At 68.7% G+C, this 26012-nt stretch carries 26 protein-coding genes and 1 pseudogene; 21 read left to right on the forward strand and 6 right to left on the reverse strand.

Going from position 1 to position 26012, the window contains the following annotated elements; all coding sequences use genetic code 11:
• Positions 1–2 precede the first annotated feature (2 nt).
• The 7 genes from IPG05_07640 to IPG05_07670 all read left to right on the forward strand — a co-directional run bounded on the left by IPG05_07640 (position 3) and on the right by IPG05_07670 (position 6289).
• Positions 3–1520 carry a HAMP domain-containing protein gene (locus IPG05_07640; protein ID MBK6494961.1) on the forward strand — a complete coding sequence of 506 codons (1518 nt, stop codon included), beginning with the start codon at positions 3–5 and terminating at the stop codon, positions 1518–1520.
• 108 nt (positions 1521–1628) lie between these two features.
• Entirely contained in the window at positions 1629–2339 is a 711-nt protein-coding gene (locus tag IPG05_07645) for an energy transducer TonB (protein MBK6494962.1), read from the forward strand.
• Positions 2340–2410: 71 nt separating this feature from the next.
• Entirely contained in the window at positions 2411–3160 is a 750-nt protein-coding gene (locus IPG05_07650) for a MotA/TolQ/ExbB proton channel family protein (protein MBK6494963.1), read from the forward strand.
• Positions 3141–3575: a biopolymer transporter ExbD gene (locus IPG05_07655; GenBank protein MBK6494964.1), complete on the forward strand. Its 435-nt coding sequence runs from the start codon at positions 3141–3143 to the stop codon at positions 3573–3575. The genes IPG05_07650 and IPG05_07655 overlap by 20 nt, the downstream gene beginning before the upstream one ends.
• 2 nt (positions 3576–3577) lie before the next feature.
• Positions 3578–3997 carry a biopolymer transporter ExbD gene (locus IPG05_07660; protein ID MBK6494965.1) on the forward strand — a complete coding sequence of 140 codons (420 nt, stop codon included), beginning with the start codon at positions 3578–3580 and terminating at the stop codon, positions 3995–3997.
• Between the two features lie 7 nt (positions 3998–4004).
• Positions 4005–4796, forward strand: a complete 792-nt coding sequence (locus IPG05_07665) for a hypothetical protein (GenBank protein MBK6494966.1) — start codon at positions 4005–4007, stop codon at positions 4794–4796.
• Positions 4793–6289, forward strand: a complete 1497-nt coding sequence (locus IPG05_07670; protein MBK6494967.1) for an amino acid permease — start codon at positions 4793–4795, stop codon at positions 6287–6289. Before IPG05_07665 ends, IPG05_07670 begins: the two co-directional genes overlap by 4 nt.
• 88 nt (positions 6290–6377) lie before the next feature.
• Here the strand turns inward: IPG05_07670 and IPG05_07675 are convergent, their stop codons facing one another.
• From IPG05_07675 to IPG05_07700, 6 genes are all read right to left on the reverse strand, one after another.
• Positions 6378–7919, reverse strand: a complete 1542-nt coding sequence (locus IPG05_07675; GenBank protein ID MBK6494968.1) for a S41 family peptidase — start codon at positions 7917–7919, stop codon at positions 6378–6380.
• A 96-nt stretch (positions 7920–8015) separates the two neighbouring features.
• Entirely contained in the window at positions 8016–8897 is an 882-nt protein-coding gene (locus tag IPG05_07680; protein MBK6494969.1) for a hypothetical protein, read from the reverse strand.
• A complete protein-coding gene (locus IPG05_07685) occupies positions 8894–10363 on the reverse strand; it encodes a sodium:solute symporter (protein MBK6494970.1) in 1470 nt (489 codons plus the stop codon). Before IPG05_07685 ends, IPG05_07680 begins: the two co-directional genes overlap by 4 nt.
• A 134-nt stretch (positions 10364–10497) precedes the next feature.
• Positions 10498–10827 carry an iron-sulfur cluster assembly accessory protein gene (locus IPG05_07690; GenBank protein MBK6494971.1) on the reverse strand — a complete coding sequence of 110 codons (330 nt, stop codon included), beginning with the start codon at positions 10825–10827 and terminating at the stop codon, positions 10498–10500.
• A 139-nt stretch (positions 10828–10966) separates the two neighbouring features.
• Positions 10967–12160 (reverse strand): beta-lactamase family protein, encoded by a 1194-nt coding sequence (locus IPG05_07695; protein ID MBK6494972.1) that lies wholly within the window; start codon positions 12158–12160, stop codon positions 10967–10969.
• Complete coding sequence (locus IPG05_07700; protein MBK6494973.1) at positions 12157–13929, reverse strand: hypothetical protein; 1773 nt, start codon at positions 13927–13929, stop codon at positions 12157–12159. Before IPG05_07700 ends, IPG05_07695 begins: the two co-directional genes overlap by 4 nt.
• Between IPG05_07700 and IPG05_07705 the strand changes: the two genes are divergently transcribed.
• The 14 genes and pseudogenes from IPG05_07705 to IPG05_07770 all read left to right on the forward strand — a co-directional run bounded on the left by IPG05_07705 (position 13918) and on the right by IPG05_07770 (position 25858).
• The gene (locus tag IPG05_07705; protein ID MBK6494974.1) at positions 13918–15204 is read left to right on the forward strand and encodes a DUF1343 domain-containing protein; all 1287 of its coding nucleotides are present in this window, start codon (positions 13918–13920) and stop codon (positions 15202–15204) included. The genes IPG05_07700 and IPG05_07705 overlap by 12 nt on opposite strands.
• Before the next feature lie 153 nt (positions 15205–15357).
• Entirely contained in the window at positions 15358–15960 is a 603-nt protein-coding gene (locus tag IPG05_07710; GenBank protein ID MBK6494975.1) for a CDP-alcohol phosphatidyltransferase family protein, read from the forward strand.
• Entirely contained in the window at positions 15929–17281 is a 1353-nt protein-coding gene (locus IPG05_07715; GenBank protein MBK6494976.1) for an inositol-3-phosphate synthase, read from the forward strand. Before IPG05_07710 ends, IPG05_07715 begins: the two co-directional genes overlap by 32 nt.
• Positions 17282–17398: 117 nt before the next feature.
• Positions 17399–17689: a hypothetical protein gene (locus IPG05_07720; GenBank protein ID MBK6494977.1), complete on the forward strand. Its 291-nt coding sequence runs from the start codon at positions 17399–17401 to the stop codon at positions 17687–17689.
• Positions 17690–17717: 28 nt separating this feature from the next.
• Entirely contained in the window at positions 17718–18344 is a 627-nt protein-coding gene (locus tag IPG05_07725; protein MBK6494978.1) for a DUF47 domain-containing protein, read from the forward strand.
• A 3-nt stretch (positions 18345–18347) separates the two neighbouring features.
• The gene (locus tag IPG05_07730; GenBank protein MBK6494979.1) at positions 18348–19376 is read left to right on the forward strand and encodes an inorganic phosphate transporter; all 1029 of its coding nucleotides are present in this window, start codon (positions 18348–18350) and stop codon (positions 19374–19376) included.
• A 110-nt stretch (positions 19377–19486) separates the two neighbouring features.
• On the forward strand, positions 19487–20587 hold the full coding sequence (locus IPG05_07735; protein MBK6494980.1) for a thiamine pyrophosphate-dependent dehydrogenase E1 component subunit alpha: 1101 nt from the start codon (positions 19487–19489) through the stop codon (positions 20585–20587).
• A complete protein-coding gene (locus IPG05_07740) occupies positions 20580–21557 on the forward strand; it encodes an alpha-ketoacid dehydrogenase subunit beta (GenBank protein ID MBK6494981.1) in 978 nt (325 codons plus the stop codon). Before IPG05_07735 ends, IPG05_07740 begins: the two co-directional genes overlap by 8 nt.
• A gap of 25 nt (positions 21558–21582) precedes the next feature.
• A pseudogene (locus tag IPG05_07745) lies at positions 21583–22969 on the forward strand (2-oxo acid dehydrogenase subunit E2).
• A gap of 2 nt (positions 22970–22971) precedes the next feature.
• A complete protein-coding gene (locus IPG05_07750) occupies positions 22972–23289 on the forward strand; it encodes a hypothetical protein (GenBank protein ID MBK6494982.1) in 318 nt (105 codons plus the stop codon).
• Between the two features lies 1 nt (position 23290).
• Positions 23291–23557: a hypothetical protein gene (locus IPG05_07755; protein MBK6494983.1), complete on the forward strand. Its 267-nt coding sequence runs from the start codon at positions 23291–23293 to the stop codon at positions 23555–23557.
• The gene (locus IPG05_07760; GenBank protein MBK6494984.1) at positions 23554–24390 is read left to right on the forward strand and encodes a PHP domain-containing protein; all 837 of its coding nucleotides are present in this window, start codon (positions 23554–23556) and stop codon (positions 24388–24390) included. The genes IPG05_07755 and IPG05_07760 overlap by 4 nt, the downstream gene beginning before the upstream one ends.
• Entirely contained in the window at positions 24387–25124 is a 738-nt protein-coding gene (locus IPG05_07765) for an SDR family oxidoreductase (protein MBK6494985.1), read from the forward strand. Before IPG05_07760 ends, IPG05_07765 begins: the two co-directional genes overlap by 4 nt.
• The gene (locus IPG05_07770; protein ID MBK6494986.1) at positions 25121–25858 is read left to right on the forward strand and encodes a hypothetical protein; all 738 of its coding nucleotides are present in this window, start codon (positions 25121–25123) and stop codon (positions 25856–25858) included. Before IPG05_07765 ends, IPG05_07770 begins: the two co-directional genes overlap by 4 nt.
• Positions 25859–26012 lie beyond the last annotated feature (154 nt).

The following is a 26012-nucleotide window of genomic DNA, read 5'->3' on the forward strand; positions in this document are numbered from 1 at the left end:
GCGTGCAATCGATCCGGCGCCGCCTCTCCCTCTCCTACGCGCTGGCGCTCACCACCACCATCGCCGTCTTCGGCGCCGCGCTCTACCTCGACCGCCGCAGCGCTGCGGCCCGCGAGCGCGAGGAGCGGGTCGAGACGCGACTCCGGGTCGAGGCACGATTCGCGGTCTCCTGGCTGGAGCAGCAGTCGCGCATCTATCCGCGCCTGGTGCGCGGGATGCGCCGGATCGGCTCCACCAATCCGGCCGACTCCACCTGGGATCTGCTGCCGGAAGTCCGCGGCTACTTCCAGGGGTTGGGGCAGGACTATCTCTTCGTGGCCGATCCGGTCGGCCGCCTCCTCTTCGTCTCCGCGTCCGCCAACAACCTCGAGCCGGCCGAGCTCGTGGAGATCCGCGACATCCTGATCCGGAACCCCGTGGTGGAGCGTTCGGGCCGAGTCCGGCTCAGCGCCGACGGCGAACCGTTCCGCTACTTCATGCTGCCCACCGATTCGGTGAAGGAAGTGCGCGCGGTGCTCCTCGCCGCCCGGCCCGACGACTCGACCGGCTATGGGCCGAACGAATTGCTGATGGCGATGCTCATCGTGGCGCCCGTGATTCTGGTGGCCTCCATCGTCCTCGGCTACTGGCTGGCCGGGCGCGCCCTGCAGCCGATGGACACCATGGTCGAGGAACTGGTCGCGATGCGCGACGGCCGTTCCCTCCACCGCCGGATCGCCGTGCCGCCGGGGCAGGACGAGTTGAGCCGTCTGGCGCAGAACCTCAACGCGATGCTGGACCGCGTCGAACAGTCGTTCGTCGCGCTGCGCCGTTTCACGGCCGATGCCTCGCACGAACTGAAGACGCCGCTGATGGTCCTCCGCGCCGGCGTCGAGCGGTCTTTGACCGATCCGCGCACCCCGGCCGAACTGGTGGCCTCGCTGGACGAGACGCTGCGCCAGATCAACCAGATGAGTGACCTGGTCACCAACCTCCTGACGCTCGCGCGCGCCGACGAGGGCCGCTCCTCCCTGGTGCTCCGGCCGGCCGACCTGCGCGGCCTGGTGGCGGAGGCGGGAGAGACCGCGGAGATCCTCGGGGAGCAGCAGCGGGTCACCGTGGTGCTGGACCTGCCCGACGTCGCCGTCGAGGTGCCGGTCGACCCGCCCCGGATGCGCCAGCTCCTCATGAACCTCGTCACCAATGCCGTCAAGTACACCCCGGCTGGGGGCACCGTCACCCTGACCTTGCTCGATCAGCCGCAGGCAGCGATTCTCTCGGTGCAGGACACCGGGATCGGGATCGCGCCGGGGGACCTGGAGCACGTCTTCGACCGCTTCTGGCGGGCCGACCCGGCCCGTTCCCGCACCGGCGACCGTCCTGGGACGGGCTTGGGACTCGCCATCGTCAAATGGGTCGCGGAGGCGCACGGCGGCTCCATCCAGGTCCAGAGCCGGCCGGGGCGGGGGAGCACCTTCGTGGTGACCATCCCCAAGCTCGAGCTGGAGGTGCCGTCCCCCGTGGCTGAAGGTGATCGCTAACGCAGTTGTCATCGAATTGTCATCCGGCGGTGACGCGGGTGCGAAGTGACCCCGCGACATTCCTTGCCGAGTCTGTTGGTCCCGCCCCACTTGCGGAGGTTCGTCCGCGTGTTTGAAAACCTGATTGAGTCCAAACCGAAGAAGGATCGTACCATCGGGCAGACTGTCGCCTCGGTGGTCGTCCACATCTTTCTGGTGCTCGGCGCCGTCAAAGCCACCCAAGGGGCGGCCGAAACGGTGAAGGAAATGCTTGAGGACACCACCGCGGTGTTCATCAAGCCCCCCGAGCCGCCACCGCCGCCGCCGCCGGATCAGCCGCCGCCGGATGTGCTGGTGTCGAACAATCCCCCGCCGCAGGGATTCCAGACCATCATGCCGCCGGACAAGATTCCGACGGAGATTCCGCCGGTGAACCTGAACGAGAAGTTTGACGCGAAGGACTTCTCCGGAAAGGGCGTCGAGGGCGGCATCGCCAAGGGCATCATCGGCGGCACCGGCCCCGTGGGCGACATCATCGCCGGCGAGACCTTCACGCAGGACCAGGTCGACGATCCGGTCGCCTACATCGATGGCGCCGACCCGGTCTTCCCGCCGGCCATGCGTGGCGCCGGCATCGCCGGTCGCGTGACGCTGCAGTTCATCGTCGGCACCGACGGGCGCGTCGAGCGTGCCTCCATCAAGGTCATGAGCAGCACCAACAAGGCCTTCGAGGATCCCGCGGTCACGGCGATCAGCCGGGCCCGCTTCAAGCCGGCCAAGATGCGCGGTCAGGCCGTGCGCCAGCTGGTCCAGCAGTCAATCGCATTCGATATCCGCTGACGGCGCTTCACGCCGCAGGAACCCAGGGCCGCGCCGTCGCGGCCAGTCATCCACCCGGAAGAGGTTGAGCGATGAATACGTCACTCCTGAAGCTCTGGCACGACGCCGGCTACTTCGCCAAAGGCATCGTCATCTTGCTGGCGATCATGTCCGTCTACTCCCTGACGATCACGATCCAGAAGCTGATCAAGATCAAGAAGAGCGAGGCGGCGACCCGCAAGTTTGCGCCGCAGTTCTCCCGCGCCATCCAGGAAGAGAACATCGAGCAGGCCATCACGATGGCCGAGAAGAACAAGGACAGCCACGTCGCCCGCGTCCTCGGCGGCGCCCTGGCCGAAGTGAAGCCCCTCCTGCGTGACCGGGCGACGATCACCGCCGCCGACATCAACTCGGCCGAGCGTGCGGTCGAGCGTCAGATGATGATCACCCTGGCCGAGTTCAAGCGTGGCTCGGGCGTGCTCGGCACGGTCGGTTCGACCGCTCCGTTCGTCGGGCTGCTCGGCACCACGATGGGTATCGTCAACGCCTTCCAGGCGATGAGCGCCGGCGGCGCGTCGGGCGGCCTCGCGGGCATCGGCGCCGGTATCGCCGAGGCGCTGATCACGACGGCCTTCGGCCTCATGGTCGCCATCCCGGCCGTGTGGGCGTACAACTACTTCACCACCAAGATCGAGAACCTCGCCGTCGAGATGACCTACACCTCGAAGGAGCTCATTGACTACCTGATCAAGAGCGTGGGGGCCGAGTTCGGACGCTCGATCTTCACGAAGGAGTTCCAGGCCCAGAAGGCGGTGAGTGGCAGTGGCCATATCCACGGGTAGTAAGGGGAGCGTCAATGCGGAGATCAACGTCACGCCGATGATCGACGTGATGCTGGTCCTCCTCATCATCTTCATGATCGTGACCCCGGTCCTCGAGTCGGGCTTCACCGCCCGCATGCCGACCGGCGCGAACGTGAAGCCGGCGCCGGAAGACGAAAACGAGGTCACCTTGGGGCTCGACGTGTCCGGCAACTACTTCATCGACGGCAAGTCGATTGAGAAGGAGAAGGCCGAGGCGCAGCTCACGGCGATCTACGCCGCCCGGACCGAGGACAAGATCCTCTACTTCAAGGCCGATGCCGGCCTGAAGTACTCCAAGGTGCAGGAAGCGGTCGAAATGGCGCGCCGGGCTGGTGCCCGCGTGCTGGTGGCCATCACGGACCGCAACGGCGGCCTCATGTCAGAGGAGAAATAGCCATGTCGATGTCCACGGGCGGAGGCGGCGACGTCACCTCCGACATCAACGTGACGCCGATGATCGACGTGCTCCTCGTGCTGCTGATCATCTTCATGATCGTGCAGGCGCTGAAGCGGGCGGCCATCGACATCCAGATTCCACCGATCGAGACCGGGTCGAAGTCCAACGCCCCGAGCACCCAGATCGTGCTCGAGCTCCGCGATGACGGCAGCTACGTCATCAACGGGCAAGCGCCGACCCCGAAGGCGCAGCTCGACCGGAAGTTCCACGAGATCTACGACCAGCGCCCGGCGAAGCTCCTCTTCGTCAAGCCGGGGCAGAATCGGGTCTACGCCGACATCATCGAGGCGATCGACATTGCCCGGGGTGCCGGGGTCGCGGTGGTGGGCTTCACCCCGATCGAATCGAACGCGAACTGAGCCAGGGGTGAGCCACACCCCGGCCGACAACCACGCGGGCGCACCCTCCGGGCGCGTCCGCGTTTCGGCATCCTTCCCCGAGCCGCCGCGGCGCGACCCCGTGGCGACCGCGGTCTCGCTGCTCTTCCATGCCGTGCTCATCTACCTGGCCATTCGGGTCAGCGCGGTGGTGGTGGAGCCGCGCGGCGGCGACTTTGCCGAAGCCTTCCAGGAGTTCATGTCGGGCGGTGGAGGCGGGGGCGGAAAGGGCGGTACCTTCATTGCCGTGACGCCGCCGGCCGCGCCGACAGTCGTCCCGGTCGAGACCCCACCGGTGGTGACCCCGACCGTCGTCCCCACGCCGACGCCCGCGGTCCCCACGCCGACCGAGATCCCTCCACCAGCGGCGGCCCCGGGTGCGGCCGTGGCGGGCGCAGGGAGTGGCGGCGGGACCGGTGGTGGGACGGGGACCGGCGCGGGCACCGGGACGGGCAGCGGTGTCGGGCCAGGAAGCGGTGGCGGGACGGGTGGCGGGACAGGCACGGGCCGGGCGGGGATGCCGCCGGTGCCCCGCTCGCTGATGATTCCTCCGCTGGACTTTCCCAAATCGTTGCGGGGCAAGACGGCCGAGGTGGTATTCAGCATCTCGAGTGAAGGTCGCGTCACGGACTTCACGGTGACGCCGCCGATCACCGACAAGGGCTTCGCCAAGAAGTTCGACGAAGTGATGCGAGCCTACCGGTTCCGCCCCGCCCGGGACGCCGATGGCAACGACGTCGCCAGCACCTACACCTACACGTTCACCTTCGGAGCCCAATGAGCGGTCTCTTTTCCCGCAAGCCGATCATGGCGGAATCGGACCGCGGCATGCGTCGAACCCTCGGAGCTGGCGACCTCATCATGCTCGCGATCGGGGCGGTCATCGGGGCGGGCATCTTCGCCTCCCTCGGCACCGCCGCGGCCGGTGAAGTGGCGGGCGACGGCACCATCATCCGCGCCGGGGCCGGTCCCGCGCTGGTGCTCTCGTTCGTGCTGCTCGGCGTGGTGTGCGGGCTCGCGGGGCTCTGCTACGCCGAACTCGCGGCGATGATTCCCCAGGCCGGTTCCGCGTACGCCTACACCTACGCGACGCTCGGCGAACTGCTGGCCTGGATCATCGGCTGGGACCTGATTCTCGAGTACGCCGTCGGCAACATCGCCGTCGCGGTCGCGTGGAGCGGCTACTTCACGTCGTTGCTCAGTGGATTCGGCATCTTCCTCCCCGGCTGGCTGACGCACGGCTACCTGCAGGTCAAGCTCTCCTCCAATCCCGACATCGCGATGTTGATGGACACGGCCCCGCGGATCGCTGGCGTGCCGGTGTTGCTGAACGTCCCGGCATTTCTGATCGTCGCCGCGGTCACCTGGCTGCTCCTCCTCGGCGTCCGCGAGAGTGCCCGCGCCAACAACATCATGGTCGTGATCAAGCTCCTCGTCCTCGGGTTGTTCGTCGTCGTCGGGATGCAGCACATCAATCCGGACAACTACGTCCCGTTCGCGCCGAACGGCTTCCGCGGCATTCACCAGGGCGCCGCCATCGTCTTCTTCGCCTACATCGGCTTCGACGCGATCTCCACCGCTGCCGAGGAAACCAAGAACCCGCAGCGCAACTTGCCGATCGGCATTCTCGGCGGGCTCGCGGTCTGCACGCTGATCTACGTCATTGTTGGCGCCGTCGCCACCGGCCTCGTGCCGTACCAGCAACTCGCCTCGGCCGACCCACTGGCGCGCGCACTCGACCTCGCCGGCCTGAAGACGGCGAGCTGGATCATCTCCGCCGGTGCCGTGGTCTCGATGACCGCGGTGTTGCTGGTCTTCCAGTATGGTCAGCCGCGGATCTTCTTCGGCATGGCGCGCGACGGCCTCCTCCCGAAGTGGGCCGCCAAGCTCCATCCGAAGACGCGCGTGCCGCACATCACGACCATCCTCACCGGCGTGCTCGTCGCCGGCGGCGCGCTGGTGGCCGAAGAGAACATGATCTATGACCTCACCAACATCGGGACCCTCGCGGCGTTCTTCCTCGTCTCGGTCGGCGTGCTCGCGCTCCGCATTCGGGAGCCGGATCGGCCCCGGCCGTTCCGGGTGCCGTTCATCTACGTCGTCTCGCCCCTCGCGGCAGGCGCATGCCTCTTCGTGATGAAGGGACTGCCGGCGCGCGCCTGGATGATGTTCGGGTGGTGGCTGCTGGTTGGTCTCGCGATCTACGTCTTCTACGGCTATCGCCACTCGGTGTTGCGGACAGGGAAGCCGGTGGTGACGGAAGAGCTGGACTAGGCGAGAAGCGAGAAGCGAGAAGCGGGGCCCGGCGGAACGATCTCTCCGCTGGGCCCCGCTTCTCGCTTCTCGCTTCTCGATCCCTCGCTTACGCCCCCGCGAGCAACTCCTTCTGGGTCTTCGCCTTCTGCAGGCGGGTCATCGCTTCCACCATCGCCTTGTCGCGGGCGATGCCGCGCTCGAACGCCGCGCCGTCGCCGAGGGCGAGGCCGGCCATCTGGTTCTCGAGCAGCCGATCTACCACATCCTGGGCCGCATCGAACTGGTCGCGCGTGATCGGCAACTTGGCCCGTTCCGACAGGACGTAGAGCGAGTCGCGCCACTGCGGCGCCACAGCAAAGCCCTTCACGACGGTCGGTTGTGCCATCCGCGCCACTTCGAAGGCGGCGTTCTGGAAATCGGTGATCCGCTGGCCGAGGGCCCGCGCGAGTACCTGTTCCGGCGTGGTGGCCGTGTCGGGCTTGATCAGGACTTCGGGGGTCACGCCGCCGCCGCCCAGCACGGTGCGGCCGGCATCGGAGCGGAAGGTCGGACGCTTGCCCGCGGTGTCGGTCTCGACGAAGCGCTCATCGCCCATCCCGCCATGATCCGCCTGGATGGAGCGCCCACTCGGCGTGTACCACTTGCCGGTGGTGAGGCGTACCGCCCAGCCCGAGGGCAGGGTGCGCTGCGTCTGCACCAGCCCCTTGCCAAAGGTGCGGGTGCCGATGACCAGGGCGCGGTCGTGGTCCTGCAACGAGCCCGCGACGATCTCCGAGGCCGACGCGGAGCCGCCATCGACCAGCACGACGATCGGCGCGGTGCCGATCGGCAATGTGGTCTCGGCGTGGTACAGCATCGGCGCCTGACCGCGGTGCTGCACGCGGGCCACTTCCATCCCTGGCGTCAGGAAGAGACCGGCCATCACGGTCGCCGCATCGAGGTCGCCGCCCGGATTGCCGCGCACATCGAGGACGTACTTCGCCGCACCGCGCTGGGCGAGCTGGAGCATCGCCGCGTGCACGTCTTCGGCGGCGGTGGAGTTGAATCGCTGAATCGGGATGTAGCCGATCTGTCCATCGAGCATCAGCGTGAAGGGCACCGCCGGCGTGCGGATCACGCCGCGGGTGACCGTCGTCGTCACCGGTGTCAGCGTTGGGTAACGCTCGTACGTGACGCGGACCGGCGTGGCTGGTGCGCCGAGCAGCAGGGCAGTCACGGAATCGACGATCATCCCGGAGACGTCGCGGCCGTCGACCTTGAGGATCCGATCGCCGTGGGTCAGCCCAGCGCGCGCGGCCGGTGTTCCCTCGAACACGCGAAACAGCGTGACATGGCCGCCCTGACTGCGGACGAGGGCGCCGATGCCGGCGTAGCGATTGCCGATCGACTGGCGCTGGAAGCGCGCCTGCTCGTCGGGCGAGAGAATGGCGGCGTACGGATCGTTGAGCGAGGCAATCAGGCCACGGGCCGCCCGCTCGTAGAGCGAGTCGACCGGGATCGAATCGACGGCGGTGTTGGCGATGATGCTGAAGACCTGGCCGAGCAGCTCCTGGCCCGCCGCCGGACGACGCACCGGACCCTGCGCAGGCAGGGCACCGGCAACACCGGCGAGCAAGAGGGCCAGCAGAAACGGGCGACGGTGGGTCACGACGTGGGCCTCGACAAGTGGGGGACGAGTAAGTGGTGCATCACGCATAGTACGCACGAAGGGGGAAGAACGTGCCGTCCACGGGTGAATGTTCCGTCAGGAGACGCTCGCGGCCAGCACGATGGCACCGCGGCACGGGTCGATCGCGGTGCCGTGCACGGGAATCCCGAGGCGGGCGCACTCTGCGAGCAGCAGGGGGCGTAACGGTCCCCCGGGTGCAATCAGGCCGCCCGAGAACGCCACGGCTGCCGCGCCGGGGCCGGCACCGGCGGCGCGTGCCAGACGGCAGAGTGCGTCCAGCGCTCCCTGGCGGATCTCGACCGCGGCCGCATCGCCACGCTCCGCGGTCTGCAGCGTGGCGGGCGCCAGCGCGGCCACGGCGGCCGGCGTCGCGGTGGTGGACCACCGGACCAGGCCGGCGATCCCCTGGACCCCAGCGGCGGCGCAGAGCGCCTCGGCGAGTCGGGTGGTTGGACCGAAGCCCTCGTGCATCCCACCAACCGCCTCAAGCGCGCGCTGGCCGATCCAGTACCCGGAGCCCTGGTCGCCCATCCGCCACCCGAGGCCGCCGGCGCGTCGAGCCGTGCCCTGCGCATCGCGCCCGATCGCGATACTCCCGGTACCGGCGATGAGCAGGACCCCGGCACCCACCCCGAAGGCAGCGGCGCGCGCAAGCTCCGCGTCCGTCGTGACCAGGGTGCGCCAGGCGAGGTGCCTCCCGCCGAGGGCCCCCTCGAGCTCCTCGCGTTCATGGTCGCGGCCGGCCCCCGCTGCGCCGACGACCAGCACGTCGGCGCGCTTGATGCCCGCCCGATGGAGCAATGGTCCCGCCAGCGCCGTGACCTCCTCCGCGCGGGTCGCCCCCAGACCGCTCCGCATCGCACCGCCGGACCCCTCGGCGCGGCCTCGCTCCGTCGCGCCATCGAAGAGCGCCACGCGGCACGACGTCCCGCCGAGGTCGGCGCCGAGCACAATCACGTCGCGACTCGACGCAGCTGCGATGAGAGGATCGCCGTCCCCACCATGATGGCCGTGCCGAGCGGGACGTACCACGGCCAGGCCAGCGTACCGAGCGTCGTCAGCATCGGGAGGCCGGAGGCGGCAAGCTTGGCGGCAAACACCGTGACCAGCATGACCGCCACCGTCACCGCCGCTGCGCGGATCACGTCGGTGCCGATCACCCGGCCCTGCATGCCTGCCAGCAGGTAAGCACCGAGCAGCGCACCGTACGTCACCGAGGCGATCGACAGCGCGAGGACTACGGCCGGGGTGTCGTTGCCCGTGGTGAAGGCATGAAAGCCGAGCGCGCCGCCCATCAGGGCAGTACCCCAGATGATCGAAACAGCACGCCCGACGCGCAGCAGTTTGGCGGGGTCACGCTCGCCGGTGATCGACGCATACAGATCGTGGGTGAGCGAGGAGGCGAGGGCGTTGATCGACGAGGAGATCGTGCTCATCGCGGCTGCGAGGATCCCCGCGATCACCAGGCCGCGAATGCCGCTGGGGAGATGCTCAAGCACGAAGCGGCCGAAGATCTCATTGGAGGGGATCGTGGTGGGCGCAAGATTCGCCGCCCAGATCGCCGTGCCCACCAACAGGAAGAGCAGGAATTGCCCGATGACCAGGACGCCGGAGCCGATCAGGGCCACGCGCGCGTCGCGGAGTGAGCGCGTGGCGAGGAGCCGCTGCACGATCAGGTGATCGGTCCCGTGCGACGCCGCCGAGAGCAGGGCTCCACCGACGAGTCCACCGAGCAGCGTATATGGTGCCGTCAGTGAGAAGCTCGGGTTGAAGACGCGCAGCTTCCCGGCCTCGCCTGCCACCGCGAGCACCTGATCGAACCCCCCAGCCAGTTGCGAGGCGATCCAGAGCGCGGCGACTCCGCCACCGAGATAGACGACCAGCTGCACCACGTCCGCCCAGATGACTGCCTTGATGCCGCCGAACCAGGTGTAGAGCAAGGTGACCATGCTCATCACGACGATCGAGAGGGGGATGCTCCACCCCGTCAGCAGCGCGAGCGGAATCGCACCAGCGAAGATCCGCACGCCATCGCCGAGAAAGCGCGTGGCGAGGAAGACCAGCGACAAGGCGCGTCGGGTCGACGCTCCGAAGCGCGTCTCGAGCCGCGCGTAGGCGGTCTCCTGCTCACCACGGAAGTAGCCCGGGAGGAGCCAAAGCGACACGCCGATGCGACCGATGAGGTAGCCGATCGGCAATTGCAGGAAGGTGAGGTCACCGCGCGCGCCGAGGGCGGGGGTGGAAATCACCGTGACGGCCGACGTCTCCGTGGCCACGATGGAGAGCAGGACTGCCCACGCCGGGAGGTCGCGCGCGCCGAGGAAATAGTCACCGCTGGAGGCCTGCCCGCGCGAGAGCCAGAGACCGAGGCCGAGCGTGGCGAGGAAGTAGGCGCCGATGACGGCGAGGTCGAGGGGGGTCACGGGGGCCTTGGTCGGAGGTCGTAGGACGTGAGTCGTAGGTCGTGGGTCGTAGGTCGGGTCTTGGAAATGACGAAGGGGGATCCGAGCACGGAACCCCCTACGACCTAAGACTTACGACCTACGACATCTCGATCTCAGACGGTGAAGGAACTCCCGCACCCACACCCACCCGTCGCATTGGGATTGGTGAAGGTGAAGCCGCTGCCCTGCATCGAGGTGACGTAATCGATCACCACGCCCGAGAGGTATTGTGCCGAGAAGGCGTCGACGAAGACGCGCACGCCGTTCAGGTCGGCGGTCATGTCGTCTTCGGCCGGCTTGTCCTCGATGTTGAGCGAATACTTGAAGCCGGAGCATCCGCCGGGAAGGACGGAGACGCGAAGCCCGGCCGTCTCGGCAGGGACGTCGTCGGCCGCGAGGAACTTGCGGACTTCACCGGCGGCGGTGTCGCTGATCGTCAGCACGAAGCCCTCGGGGAGGGCCTGCGTCAGGGTCTCGCTCATGATGCCTCTCCAGAGGGGGTCTTGCCTGCCGTGGAACATCGTCGGAATGGTCGCCGACGTCAATCTGGGTACGCCCAGTCGGCCCGGCGAGTTCCCGGGATCAGGGTGGGGTCGAACCACGTGGAACGACCCCCGGGAAGGCCGACCGCATCACGGCGTCGGCCACCACGGCCCGAATCAGCCCAAAGGCCGGGGTATTCCGGGTGGGATGGACCCGATTGGTCAACAGCACAATGACGATCTCACGGTCCGGGTCGACCCAGATCGAGGTGCCGGTAAAGCCGGTATGGCCGTAGCTCCGGGCACTCATGATCGTCCCCGCGGAGGAGACGCCCGAGGGGGTGTCCCAGCCGAGCCCACGCGACGAGCCGGCCGGCTGCTCCTGCCGCCGAGTCCAGACCGGGAACGCCTTGGGAGGCGTCGGGCCGATGGCGGGCGCTTTCCCCAGGACACCGGCGAGGGTCCACTCGCCGAAGCGGAGCAGATCCTCTGCGCTGCTGAAGAGGCCGGCGTGTCCGGAGACGCCGCCGAGCCGGGCGGTGTTCTCGTCGTGGACTTCGCCACGAAGGACCCGACCGCGCCATGGGTCCTTCTCGGTCGGCGCGATCTGCGGCAGCCATCCCGTTGGCGGGAGGTAGCGCATCCGGGTCAGGCCGAGGGGCTTCGTGACCCGGGTCGCGAAGAGTCGATCGATCCGTTCGCCGTAAAGTTGTTCGAGGATCGCCGTGAGCGTGATGGCACCGAGGTCCGAGTAGACCATCCGTGTGCCCGGCGGTGCCGAGAGATCGGTGGTCACGGTGCGCAGGATGCCTCCGGCGCGGACGATCGTCTCGAGCCATAGCGGCCGGCCGGGCGGGAGTCCGCTGTCATGCAGCAGCAGGTCGCGGACGCGCACGGCGGTCTTGTTGCCGCTGCCTCGCGCAAAGTCGGGGAGATACTGCACCACCGGCGCGTCGAGGTCGAGGCGACCGTCGTCGACGGCCATCATCGCCAGGGTCGTGAGCGTGATCACCTTGGTGAGGGACGCCATGTCGTAGAGCGTTCGGCCGTCGGGACGCGTGGCGTCGTCGAGCCCAAGGCGCCCGGTGCCGTAGACAAATCGCTCGCCGCGAATCGAGACCGCGAGGACGGCGCCGGGTGCGGCGCCGGCGCGAATCGCGGAATCGAGCACGGCCACAGCCGGTGCGAGTCGCGTGGCCAGCGTCGGCGACACCGGCAACGGCGTGGTGTTCGGGAGGCCATGACTGCATCCCGCGAGCAGCAGCACGAAGGCGACGCGGGCGGTGCGGTTCACGGGACGACGCGGCGCGTAGTGGTCCGCTGCAACCCGGTCCCCAAGGGCCACGTCGGCGGGATCGGGATCGGTGCGCGCCCCGTGATGGCTCGCCGACCGCTCAGTGCCTGCGCCACCGCTTTCTCTGCCAACGTGCTGTTGTTCCAGGCAATCACGAAGCTCGCCGCCGTCGGCACCTGCGAAATAATGTAGGGCGACCCGAAGGAGATCAGCACCGCCGGCTTCTTCGCCGTCAACGCCTTGAGCAGGTCGGCGGTCGCCGGCGCCAGGCCGATCACCCCGCTGTACGACCCCCAGCGGGCGGACGTCGCCAGGATCACGCTCTCGGCACCATCGATCGCGGCGCCGGCTGCGCTCAGTTCCTTCGGCGTGGGCTCGGTGGTGGAGACGCGCACCGCAGTGACCGTGTATCCGGCGGCGCGCAGGTCGGTGGCGAGCGTGCCGCCGAGCGTGCTGCCAACATCGGCGATGCTCACGAGTGCCACTTTGCGCGGGGCGGCGCGCAGCGCGTCCACCGTGCCGAGCGAGTCCTTCAAGAGGACGAGCGCGCGCGAGGTGATGTCGGCGGCGATCGCCTGTGAGGCGGCGGTCCCGACGACGTCAGGCACCTTGGCGAGGTCGACCTCGCGCTGCTGGAAGAGCCCCATCTTCACCTTGAGCGCGAGGATCTTCGCCACCGACCGATCGAGGCGCGCCATCGAGATGCGGCCGCTCTCGACAGCCTTGGTCATCGCGGCGATCGCGCTGGTCGGGTCCGCCGGCATCAGCAGGATGTCGGTGCCGGCCTCGAAGGCGCGGATCACTGCTTCATCGGCGCCGAACGTCTTGACGATGGCGCCCATGTCGAGGGCGTCGGTGGTCACCAGCCCGGTGAAGTGCAGCGAGTCCTGAAGCAACCCGGTCAGGATGGCAGGGGAGAGCGTCCCTGGGCGCGCGAGGCCGCTGTCCATCGCGGGCAACGCGATGTGCGCCGACATGATGGCATCGACGCCGGCGCCGATGGCGCTCCGGAACGGGATCAACTCGAGCGTGTCCATCCGCGGGTAGCCGAACGGCAGCGACGGCATTGCGAGGTGCGAGTCGGTGTCGGTGTCGCCGTGGCCGGGGAAGTGCTTCGCCGTCGCGAGGACGCCGCCATCCTTGAGTCCGCGCACGGTGGCGGCCACCAGCGCGCCGACGGCTCGCGGGTCGCTGCCGAACGATCGGGTGTTGATGATCGGATTGTCTGGGTTGCTGTTGACATCGGCCACCGGTGCGAAGGCGAGGTGCACTCCCATCGCCCGCGCCTCGACGCCGGTGATCCGCCCCATCGTGTAGGCATCCTCGACCTTGCCGGTCGCCGCGACGCCCATCTGGGTGGGGAAGCCCGTCCCGGCCGCCACCCGCATCGTCGTCCCGCCTTCGAAGTCGGCCGAGATGAGCAGGGGGAGTGGCGCGCGGCGCTGCAATGCGTTCAACTTGGCTGCCATGTCGAGCGGCGTGCCGGTCGAGATGATGATGCCGCCGACCTGCAACGAGTCCACCCACATCCGCGCGCGCACCATCGTTGGAGCATCGGTGGCGGCGTAGTCGGCCAGCAACCACGGCATCACCAGCTGACCGACCTTCTGCCGGACGGTCAGTTGGCGAAGCAGGACGGCGACCGTGTCGCCACGGATGACACGCGGGGCCGACGTCGCGGTCGCGCTCGTCGAACCGCCGGGCAACGGGGCGCACGCCATCAGGGTGGCAACGATCCACAGACGCGAGGAGGCGGGATGCAGGGTCACGGGCAGTCGAGGCTCGGCAATGGGTGGATGCTGGTGATGCTCGGGATTTCGGCGTGTGCCGCCCCCGCGAGTGTCGCTCGGCCGACTGTGAGTCCGGCGCCGGTCTTTGGCCGGGCACCGGCCGTCACGCTCACGCTGGTGCGGCCCGGTATCGAGGTGCTGCTCACCGATTCGCTGGCCCTGGTGCGTGGGCGTCGCGTCGGCTTCGTGACCAACCTGGCCGCCGTCGATGCCGAGGGCGTCAGTGCCATCGCGCGGTTGCGCTCGGCCGGGGTCAATCTGGTGGCGCTGTTCGGCCCCGAACACGGTCTCGCGGCCACCGCCGCGCCGGGCGAGAAGGTGGCCTCCGCGGTCGACAGCGCGACGCAGACCCCAATTTACTCCCTCTACGGGCAGAACGTCCGTCCGACGCCTGCGATGCTGACCGGCATCGACCTGCTGCTGGTGGATCTGCCCGATGTTGGCTCCCGCTACTACACCTACTTGGCCACCACGGTTGAGGTGATGAAGGCGGCGGCACCGCTCGGGATCCCGGTCGTCATTCTCGACCGCCCCAACCCACTTGGGGGCGCGGTGCAGGGGAATGTCCTCGACACCGCCTTCACGTCGATGGTGGGTCGACTCGCGGTGCCGATGCGGCACGGCCTGACGCTGGCGGAGGAGGCGCGGCTGGCGCGGCACGACCTCGGGATTGCGGTGGACCTCCGCGTCGTGCCGGTCGACGGCTGGCGCCGCAGTCTGGCCTTCGAGGCGACCGGATTGCCGTTCCGCGCGCCCTCGCCGAATCTGCGGGACGTCGATGCGCTCTTTCACTACGCCGGGACCTGCCTCTTCGAGGGGACGGCGCTGTCGGTGGGGCGGGGGACCGATCTCCCCTTCCACGTGATCGGGGCACCCTGGCTCGACACCGCCGCCGTCCTGGCCCGGATCCGCCACGACCGGCTCCCCGGCGTCGCCTTCGAGGGCACCCAGTTCACCCCGATCGCCCCGGGGGACGGCAAGTTTGCCAAGACTCAGGTCGTCGGGATCCGGCTGCGGATCGTGGACCGCGCCACCTACGACCCGACCCGGACGGCGGTTCACCTCCTCGCGGCGGTCAGGGCGGTGCATCCGGCGGAGGTCAAGATCGGCGGCTCCTTCGACCGGCTCGCCGGCGGGAGCGCCCTGCGGGAGGCGCTCCTTCGCGGGGAGGATCCGGAGGCGATCGTGGCGGCGTGGCGGCCTGCCCTGGCGGCCTTTCGAGCCAGGGTCGCGGAGTTCCAGCTCTACCTCTGACCGGGCCGCGTTGCCGCATCCCCCCTCGTCCCGTTACGTTTTGACACCATTCCGCCGCCCCGACTGGGGCGGCGGAACTGTTGGGCCCACCCGGACCTGGGGCGCGTGGCGGCATTGGTATCAGCTGCGAGCAAGCGGATCTACCACGATGGCATGGCCCCGTTCGTTCGGGCCCTGCTCCGTGCCGGGGTCACCCCCAACACATTGACCACGGTCGGGGCGCTGTTGATCCTCGCCTCCGCGGTGGCATTCGGCATGGGCGCCATCCGGTGGGGCGGGCTGCTACTGCTGATCAGCGGCATGATCGACACCCTCGACGGGCAGGTGGCCCGGCTGGGTGGCCAGGAGAGCCGCTTCGGCGCATTCTACGACTCGACGCTGGATCGGGTGGGGGATGGGGCCTCGTTCATCGGGATCGCCGCCTATCTTATGCGGGCGCCGGATGTGCGGTGGCGGGACGGCGCGGTGGTGCTGTGCATGGTCGGGATCGTCGCCGCCCTGTTGGTGTCGTACATGCGCGCCCGTGCGGAAGGGCTCGGCCTGGAGTGCAAGGTCGGGATCGCCCAGCGGGCTGAACGTATTCTCGGGCTCGGCCTCCCGACGCTGATCATCGGCGCGGGCCCCGGTGCCCTGGTGCTCACGGCGATCGTCGCCCTGCTCACCTTGTTGTCGCTCATCACCGTCGGTCAGCGGTTCGCCCATGTCCACCGGGAGACCGCCAACGATGCCCAGTCAAGGGGAACTACGCGTGGCTGATCAGAATGCCCGGACGATTGCTCCGGCCGAAGGCAAGCTCGGTGTCCTGTGTGTCGGCCTCGGCGCCGTCGCATCGACCTTCATCGCCGGCGTCGAGCTGGCCCGTCGCGGCCTCGCGAAGCCGACCGGCTCGCTGACGCAGCTGTCGACGATCCGGCTCGGCAAGCGCACCGACGGTCGCGCCCCGCTGATCAAGGACTTCGTCCCGATCACGCCGCTGGGCGACCTGGTCTTCGGCGCCTGGGATCCGGTGCCCGACAACGCCTATCAGTCGTGCCTGCACTGCGGCGTCTTCGACAAGCACGAGCACGTCTTCCCGATCAAGGATTTCCTCGAGTCGATCACCCCGATGCCGGCGGTGTTCGACCAGCAGTACGTCAAGCGGCTTCACGGCACCAACGTGAAGCAGGGGAAGACCAAGCGCGAGCTGGCCGAGGCGCTCCGCCAGGACATCCGCGACTTCAAGCAGAAGACCGGCGTCGCGCGCTGCGTGATCGTCTGGTGCGCCTCGACCGAGATCTTCATCGTGGCCGGCCCGCAGCACCAGACCCTCGAGGCGTTCGAGGCGGCGATGGACGCCAACGATCCGGCGATCGCCCCGTCGATGCTCTATGCCTACGCGGCGATCATGGAAGGGGTGCCGTTCGCCAATGGCGCGCCGAACCTCTCCTGCGACATCCCCTGCCTCGAGAAGCTGGCGCGCGAGAAGGGCGTCGCGATCGGCGGCAAGGACTTCAAGACCGGCCAGACGATGCTCAAGACGGTGCTCGCCCCGATGTTCAAGGCGCGCATGCTCGGCGTGGCGGGGTGGTACAGCACCAACATCCTCGGCAACCGGGACGGCGAGGTTCTCGACGATCCGGAATCGTTCAAGACCAAGGAAGAGTCGAAGCTCGGCGTGCTGGAGTACATCCTGCAGCCGCAGCTCTACCCCGAGTTGTACGCCAACATGTATCACAAGGTGCGGATCAACTACTACCCGCCCCGCGGTGACAACAAGGAAGGCTGGGACAACATCGACATCTTCGGATGGTGCGGCTATCCGATGCAGATCAAGGTCGACTTCCTCTGCCGCGACTCGATCCTGGCCGCGCCGCTGGTGCTCGACCTGGCGCTGTTCTTCGACCTGTCGCAGCGCGCCGGGATGAGCGGGGTGCAGGAGTGGCTCTCGTTCTACTTCAAGAGCCCCCAGGTGACGCCGGGCCTCTACCCCGAGCACGACCTCTTCATCCAGCACACCAAGCTGAAGAACACGCTGCGGTGGATGATGGGTGAGGAGATGATCACCCACCTCGGGCAGGACTACCCGCACGGGGATTGATCCGGTCGGGAATGCAGCTGCCGCACCCAACGGGGCCACTTTGTGGCCCCGTTGTTACATTCGGCCCCGTTTCCCGATTGCCCCAAGTTCATCCGGACGGTAGTTTCTCCCGCTCACATGCAATACTTCCATCGGACCTCCGTGTCGCCCGACGCCGCCATCGCCGCGGCCGCCGCCTTCTTCGGCGCGCGCCTTGCCCCGACCGAGGAGACTCCCCGCCGCCGGAGCTTCGCGGGCGCCCTCGGTGCCGTGCGCGTCTCCGCGCAGGCCGAGGGGGGGCATTACACGCGCATCACGGTGCGCACCGACCAGCCCGGCGAAAGTGAGCTCGACAAGCTCGCCAAGCGCTTCCTGGGCGAAGTCCACGTCCTCGCCGAGCCCGCGCACCAGCTGCGCGGCTCGTACTAGTTCGCCTCCGACCCGGTCCGCCGATCCCATGGCCATTCGCTTGCTGCCCCGCGACGAACGCTTCTTCGAGCTGTTCACGAAGCTGGCATCTACCACGGTCGAGGCCGCGCGGCGACTGATCGAGCTGTTCACCGAGCAGGGTGATGCGCGCTGGGCCGCGGTCGAGTTGATCAAGGTGCTGGAGCATGAGGCCGACGAGACCACCCACGCCATCGTCACGCGCCTCGACCGCTCGTTCATCACGCCGTTCGATCGCGAAGACATCCACGAGCTCGCCTCACGCCTCGACGACGTGATCGACCGGATCGACTCGGTCGCCCGCCGGTCGCGCATCTTCCGCATCGACGAGGTGCCCGAGGGCGCGCTGTTGCTCTCCGAGGTGGTGCACCGCGCGGCGGTTGAGGTGCTGCGTGCCGTCGAGGCACTCGAGAAGGGGCCGCCGGCGACCGTGCTGGCCGCCTGCCGCGACATCAAGCGGCTCGAGGAAGAGGGCGACGCCCTGTATCACGAGTGGCTCGGACGGCTCTTCGAGCCGGGTGCCGACCCGCTCATGGTCATCAAGTGGAAGGAACTGTACGACACGCTCGAGAAGACCCTCGACAGCGCCGAAGATGCGGCAAACGTGCTGGAGTCGGTCACCATCAAGCACGGCTGATCCATGGATCAATCGATCGCGTTCGTGCTGGTCGTCGTGGTGGTGGCGCTGATCTTCGACTTCATCAACGGCTTCCACGACAGCGCCAACTCCATCGCCACGGTGGTCGCGACCCGCGTCCTCACGCCGGGCGTCGCCGTCTTCTGGGCCGCCTCCTTCAATTTTCTCGCCGCCTTCATCGTCGGCACCGCCGTCGCCAAGACGATCTCGAAGGGACTCATCGACCCGAGCATCGTCACCCCGACGCTGCTCTGCGCGGCGTTGCTGGGGGCGATCGTCTGGAACCTGCTGACGTGGTGGCTGGGACTCCCCTCCTCGTCGTCCCACGCACTGCTGGGCGGCTTCGCGGGGGCGGCGCTGGCCAAGGCCGGCCCGAGCTCGATCATCCTCGCCGGCTGGATCAAGCCGATCGTCGGAATCGTCCTGTCACCGCTGCTCGGAATGACGCTCGGATTGTTGCTGTCGGTGACCTTCTCGTGGGCGCTCTGGAAGCGGGACGCCCGCACGCTCGACCGCTTCTTCCGACGCGCCCAGCTCGTCTCGGCCGGCTTCTACTCGCTCGCCCACGGCTCGAACGATGCCCAGAAGACGATGGGCATCATCGTCGGCCTGCTGGTCGCCTCGCAGTCGCTCTTCGTCGGCGAGACCGGCCTGCTGCACCACTTCTACCTGCCGACGGCCGATCACGTCCCGCTCTGGGTCGAGATGGCCGCCTATTCGGCAATTGCGGCCGGCACCGCCATGGGTGGCTGGCGCATCGTGAAGACGATGGGCAGTGGGATCACCAAGCTGCAGCCCTTCGGCGGCTTCTGCGCCGAGACCGGTGGTGCCATCACCGTCCTGCTGGCCTCGTCGCTCGGCGTCCCGGTGAGCACGACGCACACCATCACCGGCGCGATCGTCGGCGTCGGCGCCTCGAAGCGCCTCGCCGCCGTCCGCTGGGGCGTCGCGGGCCGGATCGTCTGGGCCTGGGTCCTGACCATCCCGTGCAGCGCCCTGGTGGCCGCGATCGTCTTCTGGGTCATCGGCTGACCAGCGTTCCGGAGTAGCGCGGGGAACCACGCCCCGCGCTTGACCCACCTCGGGTGACGGTCGAAGTTTCCCGCCGCACCACGTCCCCGACCCGAGGCAGCCGCATCCGCATGGCCGAATCCAGCGTCACCACCGACCACACCCCGCCGGACGGCCTCACCCGCGAACAGCTGTTGGCGCTCTATCGCTGGATGCGCCTCACGCGCACCCTCGAGGAGCGCCTGGTCGCGCTCTATCGCCAGACCAAGGTGGTGGGCGGCCTCTTCCGCTCGCTCGGGCAGGAGGCGTGCGCCGTCGGCTCCGCCTTCGCCCTCGAGCGCCGTGACGTCCTCTCGCCGCTGATCCGCAATCTCGGCTCGATGCTCGTGAAGGGCGCGACGCCGGTCGAGATCCTCCGGCAGTACATGGCGAAGGGCGATTCGCCGACGCGTGGCCGCGAACTCAACATCCACTTCGGGGATGTCGAGGAGCGGCACTTCGTCGGCCAGATCTCCCACCTCGGCGACATGGTGCCGGTGATGGCCGGCGTGACGCTGACGTTCAAGCTGCGCGACGAGGACCGCGTCGGACTGGTGTACGTCGGGGACGGCGCGACCAGCACCGGTGCCTTCCACGAAGGGATCAACTTCGCGGCGGTGCAGCGCTGCCCGCTGATCGTGGTGGTCGAGAACAACGGCTACGCCTATTCGACGCCGACCTGCCGGCAGACGGCGGCGGCACAGTTCGTCGACAAGGCGATCGGCTACGGGATTCCGGGCGTGCGCTGCGACGGCAACGATGTGCTCGAGGTCTACCGCGTGACGCGCGACGCCGTCGCGCGCGCGCGCAGTGGCGGGGGCGTCACGCTGCTCGAGTTGTTGACCTATCGCCGGAAGGGGCATGCCGAGCATGACAACCAGAGTTACGTCGCGCCGGGCGAGGTCGAGCACTGGGCGGCGACGAACGATCCGATCGATCGCTACATCGTGCGGCTGACGAGCGAATTCGGCTTCACCGCCGCCGACTTGGCTGAAGTCGACGCCGCCGTGGCGCTCGAGGTCGACACCGCGACGGACCTGGCGGAGCAATCGCCGGCGTGCGACGGGCCCGACGCGCTGGTGGGTGTCTACGCCGACCCGCCGCGGATGCCATCGCTCTGGTTCCGCGATGGGGTCGGGAGCGCGGTCGATGCGCACGAACGCCCCGCGGGCTGGGGGACGCACGATGGCTGAGATCACTTTCCTCGAGGCCATTCGCGAGGGGATCGCCGAGGAGATGGAGCGCGATCCGTCGGTCTTCCTCCTCGGGGAGGACATCGGCGGCTTCGGCGGTGCGTTCAAGGTGACCGACGGGCTGCAGGCGCGCTTCGGTGAGAAGCGCGTCATCGACACGCCGATCTCCGAGGCGGGGATCGTCGGGGCGGCGGCCGGCGCAGCCCACTACGGCATGCGGCCGGTGGTGGAGATGCAGTTCATCGACTTCATCTCCTGCGCCTACGACATGCTCACCAACTACGTCGCGACGGCGCGCTATCGCGCCTTCCTGCCGTGCCCGATGGTGGTCCGCGGTCCGTCCGGCGGGTACGTCCGCGGCGGCCCGTTCCACTCGCAGAACCCGGAAGCGGCGTTTCTCCACACGCCGGGGCTCAAGATCGCCTACCCGGCGACGGCCGAGGATGCCAAGGGGTTGATCAAGTCGGCGATCCGCGACGCCGACCCGGTACTCTTCTTCGAGCACAAGTACCTCTACCGGCGGATCAAGGGGACCATGCCCGCGGGCGACCACCTGGTCCCGTTCGGGAAGGCCCGAGTGGCCCGGGAAGGGAAGGATCTGACCATCGTGACCTATGCGGCCACGGTCTGGAAGGCGCTGGAGGCGGCCGAGCAGCTGGCGGCGGAGGATGGCCTCTCGGTGGAGGTGCTCGACCTCCGGACCTTGCTTCCGATGGACCACGAGGCGATTGTCGCCTCGGTGAAGAAGACCAACCGCGTGCTGATCGTGCACGAGGACACCGTGACCGGCGGCGTGGCGGGCGAGATCACGGCGCAGATCAGTGAACGCTGCTTTGAATGGCTGGATGCACCGATCCGCCGCGTCGCGGCCCATGACGTGCCCCTGCCGTATGCGCCACCGCTGGAGGACTTCGTCCTCCCGCAGACATCGGACATCGTGCGCGCGAGCCGGTGGCTCGCCGCCTACTGAAGACTGGACCAACGAGGGAGTCGGGATGGCTCGCATTGACGTGATCATGCCCCAGATGGGTGAATCCATCACCGAAGGGACGATGTCGCGCTGGATCAAGCAGGTCGGCGACGCGGTGAAGCGGGATGAACCGATCTTCGAGATCTCCACCGACAAGGTGGACGCCGAGATCCCTGCGCCGAACGCTGGCGTGTTGGTCGAGGTCCTCGTCACCGAAGGGCAGACCGTCTCGGTCGGCACCGTCGTGGCGCGCATCGACACCGAAGCCGCTGCCGGCGCCGTGGCCGCCGCGCCCCCGACGCCTGCGCCCGCTGCTGCGCCGGCGCCGGTCGCCGCCGCGCCGACGCCCGCTCCCGCACCGGCCCCCGCCGCACCGAAGCCCGCTCCCGCGCCGGCTGCTGCCGGTGCCGAGGAGACTGCGGAGCAGCGGCTGCAGCGGAAGTCGACGCCACTCGTCCGCAAGATGGTCGAGGAACATGGGCTCGACTTGACGCAGATCCCGGGCAGCGGCTCCGCCGGTCGCGTGACCAAGACGGACGTGCTCTCCTTCCTCGAGACCGGTGCGCCGGCCGCGCCCACTGCGCCGGCTGCCCAGGTGCCCGCCGCTGCCGCGCCCGCCGCTGCCGCGCCCGCCGCTGCCGCGCCCGCCCGCCGCGCCCGCCGCGCCGGCCGCCCCGCGCGCGCCGTCGCCCGCCGTCGAAGCCTGGGAAGGCGATCGGGTCGAACCGTGGGGGCGTGTCCGCAAGCTGACCGCCGATCACATGATCATGTCGCGTCGCGTCTCCGCGCACGTCAATTCGCTGATGGAGATCGACTACACCCACGTTGCCGGCATCCGGAAGCGGCTCAAGGGCGAGTTCGCCGAGCGTGGCGTCAACCTGACGTACCTCGCCTTCATCGTGAAGGCGATCGCCGACAACCTCCGCAAGCACCCGGTGGTCAACGCCGCGATCTCGGGCGACAACACGATTTACCGCCGCGACATCAATGTCGGCATCGCCGTCGCACTCGACTGGGGCCTCATCGTCCCCGTGATCAAGCACGCCGACGAGCTCTCGCTGCTCGGCGTCGCCCGCTCGATCCAGGATCTCGCCGAGCGCGCTCGCACCAAGAAGCTCGCCCCGGACGACATCCAGAAGGGCACCTTCACCATCACCAATCCGGGTGGCTTCGGCACCTACGTCGGCACGCCGATCATCAACCAGCCGCAGGTGGCGATCCTCGCGGTCGGCGCGATCGAGAAGCGGCCCTCCGTGATCACCCTGCCCGATGGCAGCGATGCCCTCGGCATTCGCACCAAGGGGATGTGGTGCATGGCCTACGACCATCGCATCGTCGATGGGGCCGATGCCGATCGCTTCCTCGCCGACGTCCGCGCAACGCTGCACGCCTTCCCCGAGCAGCAGGGGTAGGCGTGCCTCGGGTGCTGACGGCGGTGCGGGTGACCGTCGGTCCGGCGCAAGAGACCGAGTGGCTGGCGACGGTGCACGCGCTGGCCGCTCGGCTCGTCTCCCGAGGGATGCACCTCTGGGTCTTCCGCGCCCGCGACGAGGCTGGCGCCTTCCTCGAGTTCACCGAGGGCAAGGACGACGCACAGCACCGTCGACACGGTCCGGCCGACGCCGAGGAGGCGGGGCTGGAGCGGCGACTGCTTGAGCTCGCGCACTATCCCACCACGTCGGTGCCGGTCTGGGAAGAAGTTCCCACTCCATCGCCCGAAGCAAGGAGCTGAGATGGCCCGCCGCATCATCGACCCGCAGGGCACGGCTTGGCGCGTCGCCCTGAGTGGGCGCTCGACCATGTACGGTCGCGACGAACTCTCGCTCGAATTCCGTCCGGTCGAATCGCCGACACAGGTGCGCTACTGCCGCTACTCGCCGCGCGGTGCCAAGGCGGGTGAGCTGGCGCTCGACGAGAGCACCGACCGCGAACTGCTCGCCCTGCTCGCCTCGGCGCAGCCAGCGTGGACGTCGCCGGACGGGGACTACGGCCAGACGTGATTGATCTCCACTGCCACTCCACGGCCTCCGACGGGCATCTGGCGCCCGCCGAGGTCGTGAAGCACGCCGCCCGGGTCGGCCTCAGCGCCATGGCCCTGACGGACCACGACACGCTCGACGGTCTCGTCGAGGCAACCGCCGCCGGCGCCGAACTCGGCGTGCGCGTGGTGGGTGGCTGCGAGTTTTCCGTGGCCGCCACGTGGGGGGAGATGCACCTGCTCGGCTACTTCCTCGAGCCGGGCGACCGCGACATCGAACACTTCCTCGTGTCGGCGCGAACCGATCGCAGCCGGCGCGCGCGCGAGATGGTGACGCGCCTCGTGGGGCTCGGCGTGCGGATCGGCTACGACGACGTCGAGCGCGAGGCCGACGGCGGCGCGGTCGGGCGCCCGCACGTGGCGCGCGCGCTCCTCCGACTCGGCCTCGTGACCACGGAGCAGCAGGCCTTCGACAAGTACCTCGGACGCGGCCGCCCCTGTTTCGTCGACAAGGCGCTCCCCACCCTCCGCGAAGTGGCCGATCTCGTCCACGCGCGCGGGGGCATCGTGTCTGCCGCTCACCTGAAGTGGCACGGCACCAAGGTGACGCTGGCGGCGCTGCAGCTTGATGGGCTCGATGCCGTCGAGACGCGCCACCCCAGTCACGACGGTGAGACGCGCGCCACCATCACCGAGGCGGCGGCCGCGCTCGGCCTGGCGCGCAGTGGCGGCTCGGATTGGCACGGCGAGTTCGGCGCGGCGGCCGGTCATTCGATGCTCGGTGCGCAGGAAGTGCCGGACGAATGGCTCGACGAGCTCGAGGCCCGGCGACCGACTGGAGCACGCGCCGCGTGAGCACCGCGGCGCGGCGCGTTGCCCTGGTAACTGGCGGAGCGCGTCGTCTCGGCCGGGCCTTTGCCGAGGCACTCGCTGAGGATGGACTGGCGGTGGCGGTGCACTACGGTCGCGCGGCCGAGGAGGCCGAGGCCGTGGTCGCAGGGATCCGCCATGCGGGCGGGGAAGCGGAGGCCTTCGGCGCCGATCTGCGCGATGCCGACGCGGCGAAGGCGCTGCCGGGTCGAGTGGTGGCACGGTTCGGCCGCCTCGATGTGCTGGTCAACTCCGCCGCCGAGATGGAGCGGCGCACCGTCGCCGAGACCACTGTTGAGGATTGGGATGCCACCATGGCGCTCAATCTCCGCGCGCCCTTCCTGGTCGCGCAGCAGGCCGCGCCCCACCTCAAGGCGACCCAGGGCCGCATCGTCAACATCGCCGACCTCAGTGGCTTCGAACCGTGGCGCAACTACGTGGCGCACTCGGTGAGCAAGGCGGGCGTGGTGATGCTCACCAAGGTGCTGGCCGTGGCGCTCGCCCCGGAGATCACGGTCAACGGCATTGCACCGGGGACTGTCCTCGTCCCCGACGACTACGACGATGCCCGGCGCACCTTCCTCAGCGAGACGACGCCGCTCGGCCGACTCGGTACCCCCGGCGACGCCGTCGCGGCGCTGCGCTATCTCGTGCACCACGCGCCGTTCGTCACCGGCGACACGATCGTCGTCGACGGCGGCCGCCTCCTCAGGCGATGATCGCCCTCGGAGACGTCGCCATCATCGGTGGCGGCTGCTACGGCTCCTTCTACGCCACACAACTTGCGAAGGCCCACGCCAAGGGCGCCGTCAGGTGGCGACGACTGCTGATCATTGATCGCGCCGCGGATTGCGCCATCGTCCCCACGCTCCCGACGATTCCGGCTGCCGAACTGGTCGTTTCCGAGTGGGGCGCCTTCCTCGACGCGTGGCTCGACGACTCCACGCGGCAAGACGACGATCAGATCGTTCCCTCGCCGTTGATGCCGCACCTGCTCGCGCAGTGGCTCACGCGGCGCGCGGCCGAGGCGTGGCCGGAGCACAGTGTCAGCATGGTGAAGGTGGAGGCCGCCGTGGGCACGCCGTTCGACTGGCTGCACCCCGACGATGGCGTGCGGTATGTCTCCTTCGCCGATTGGCTCTGCCCGACCCACTGTGTCGAACCTGCGACCTGCCCGGTGATCGCCGCGCCTCGCACCTGGGAGATGGGCGACGCGGTCGTGGCCTGGACCGAGGCGCGTCGTGCCGAGCGGCCCACCGCGGGCCCGGCGCTCTTCACCTGCCGCCACATGGTCCACGGGGTGGGGATGTACCGCGCACGCCTCGCCTTCGAAGGATTTCAGGCGCTGGCCACCCAGATGGCCGGGACGCCGGATGGCGCCGACCTGGTCGTGGGGTCGGTGTCGGCGTGTCATGGGGCGGTGGGGGTGCTGCGGGTGACCAGTGACCAGTGACCAGTGACCAGTGACCAGTGACCAGTGAGTTGTTCCTGGTTACCGGTCACAGGTTACTGGTTACTGGTTACTGGCTACCTTCGGCCCCGGAACCCACCCCACCCCCCAATCGTTCTATATTCGCCACGCACCATACGACCCCTTTTCCGGATCT

It is taken from the genome of Gemmatimonadota bacterium (genome assembly GCA_016704275.1).
Lineage (GTDB): Bacteria > Gemmatimonadota > Gemmatimonadetes > Gemmatimonadales > GWC2-71-9 > Palsa-1233.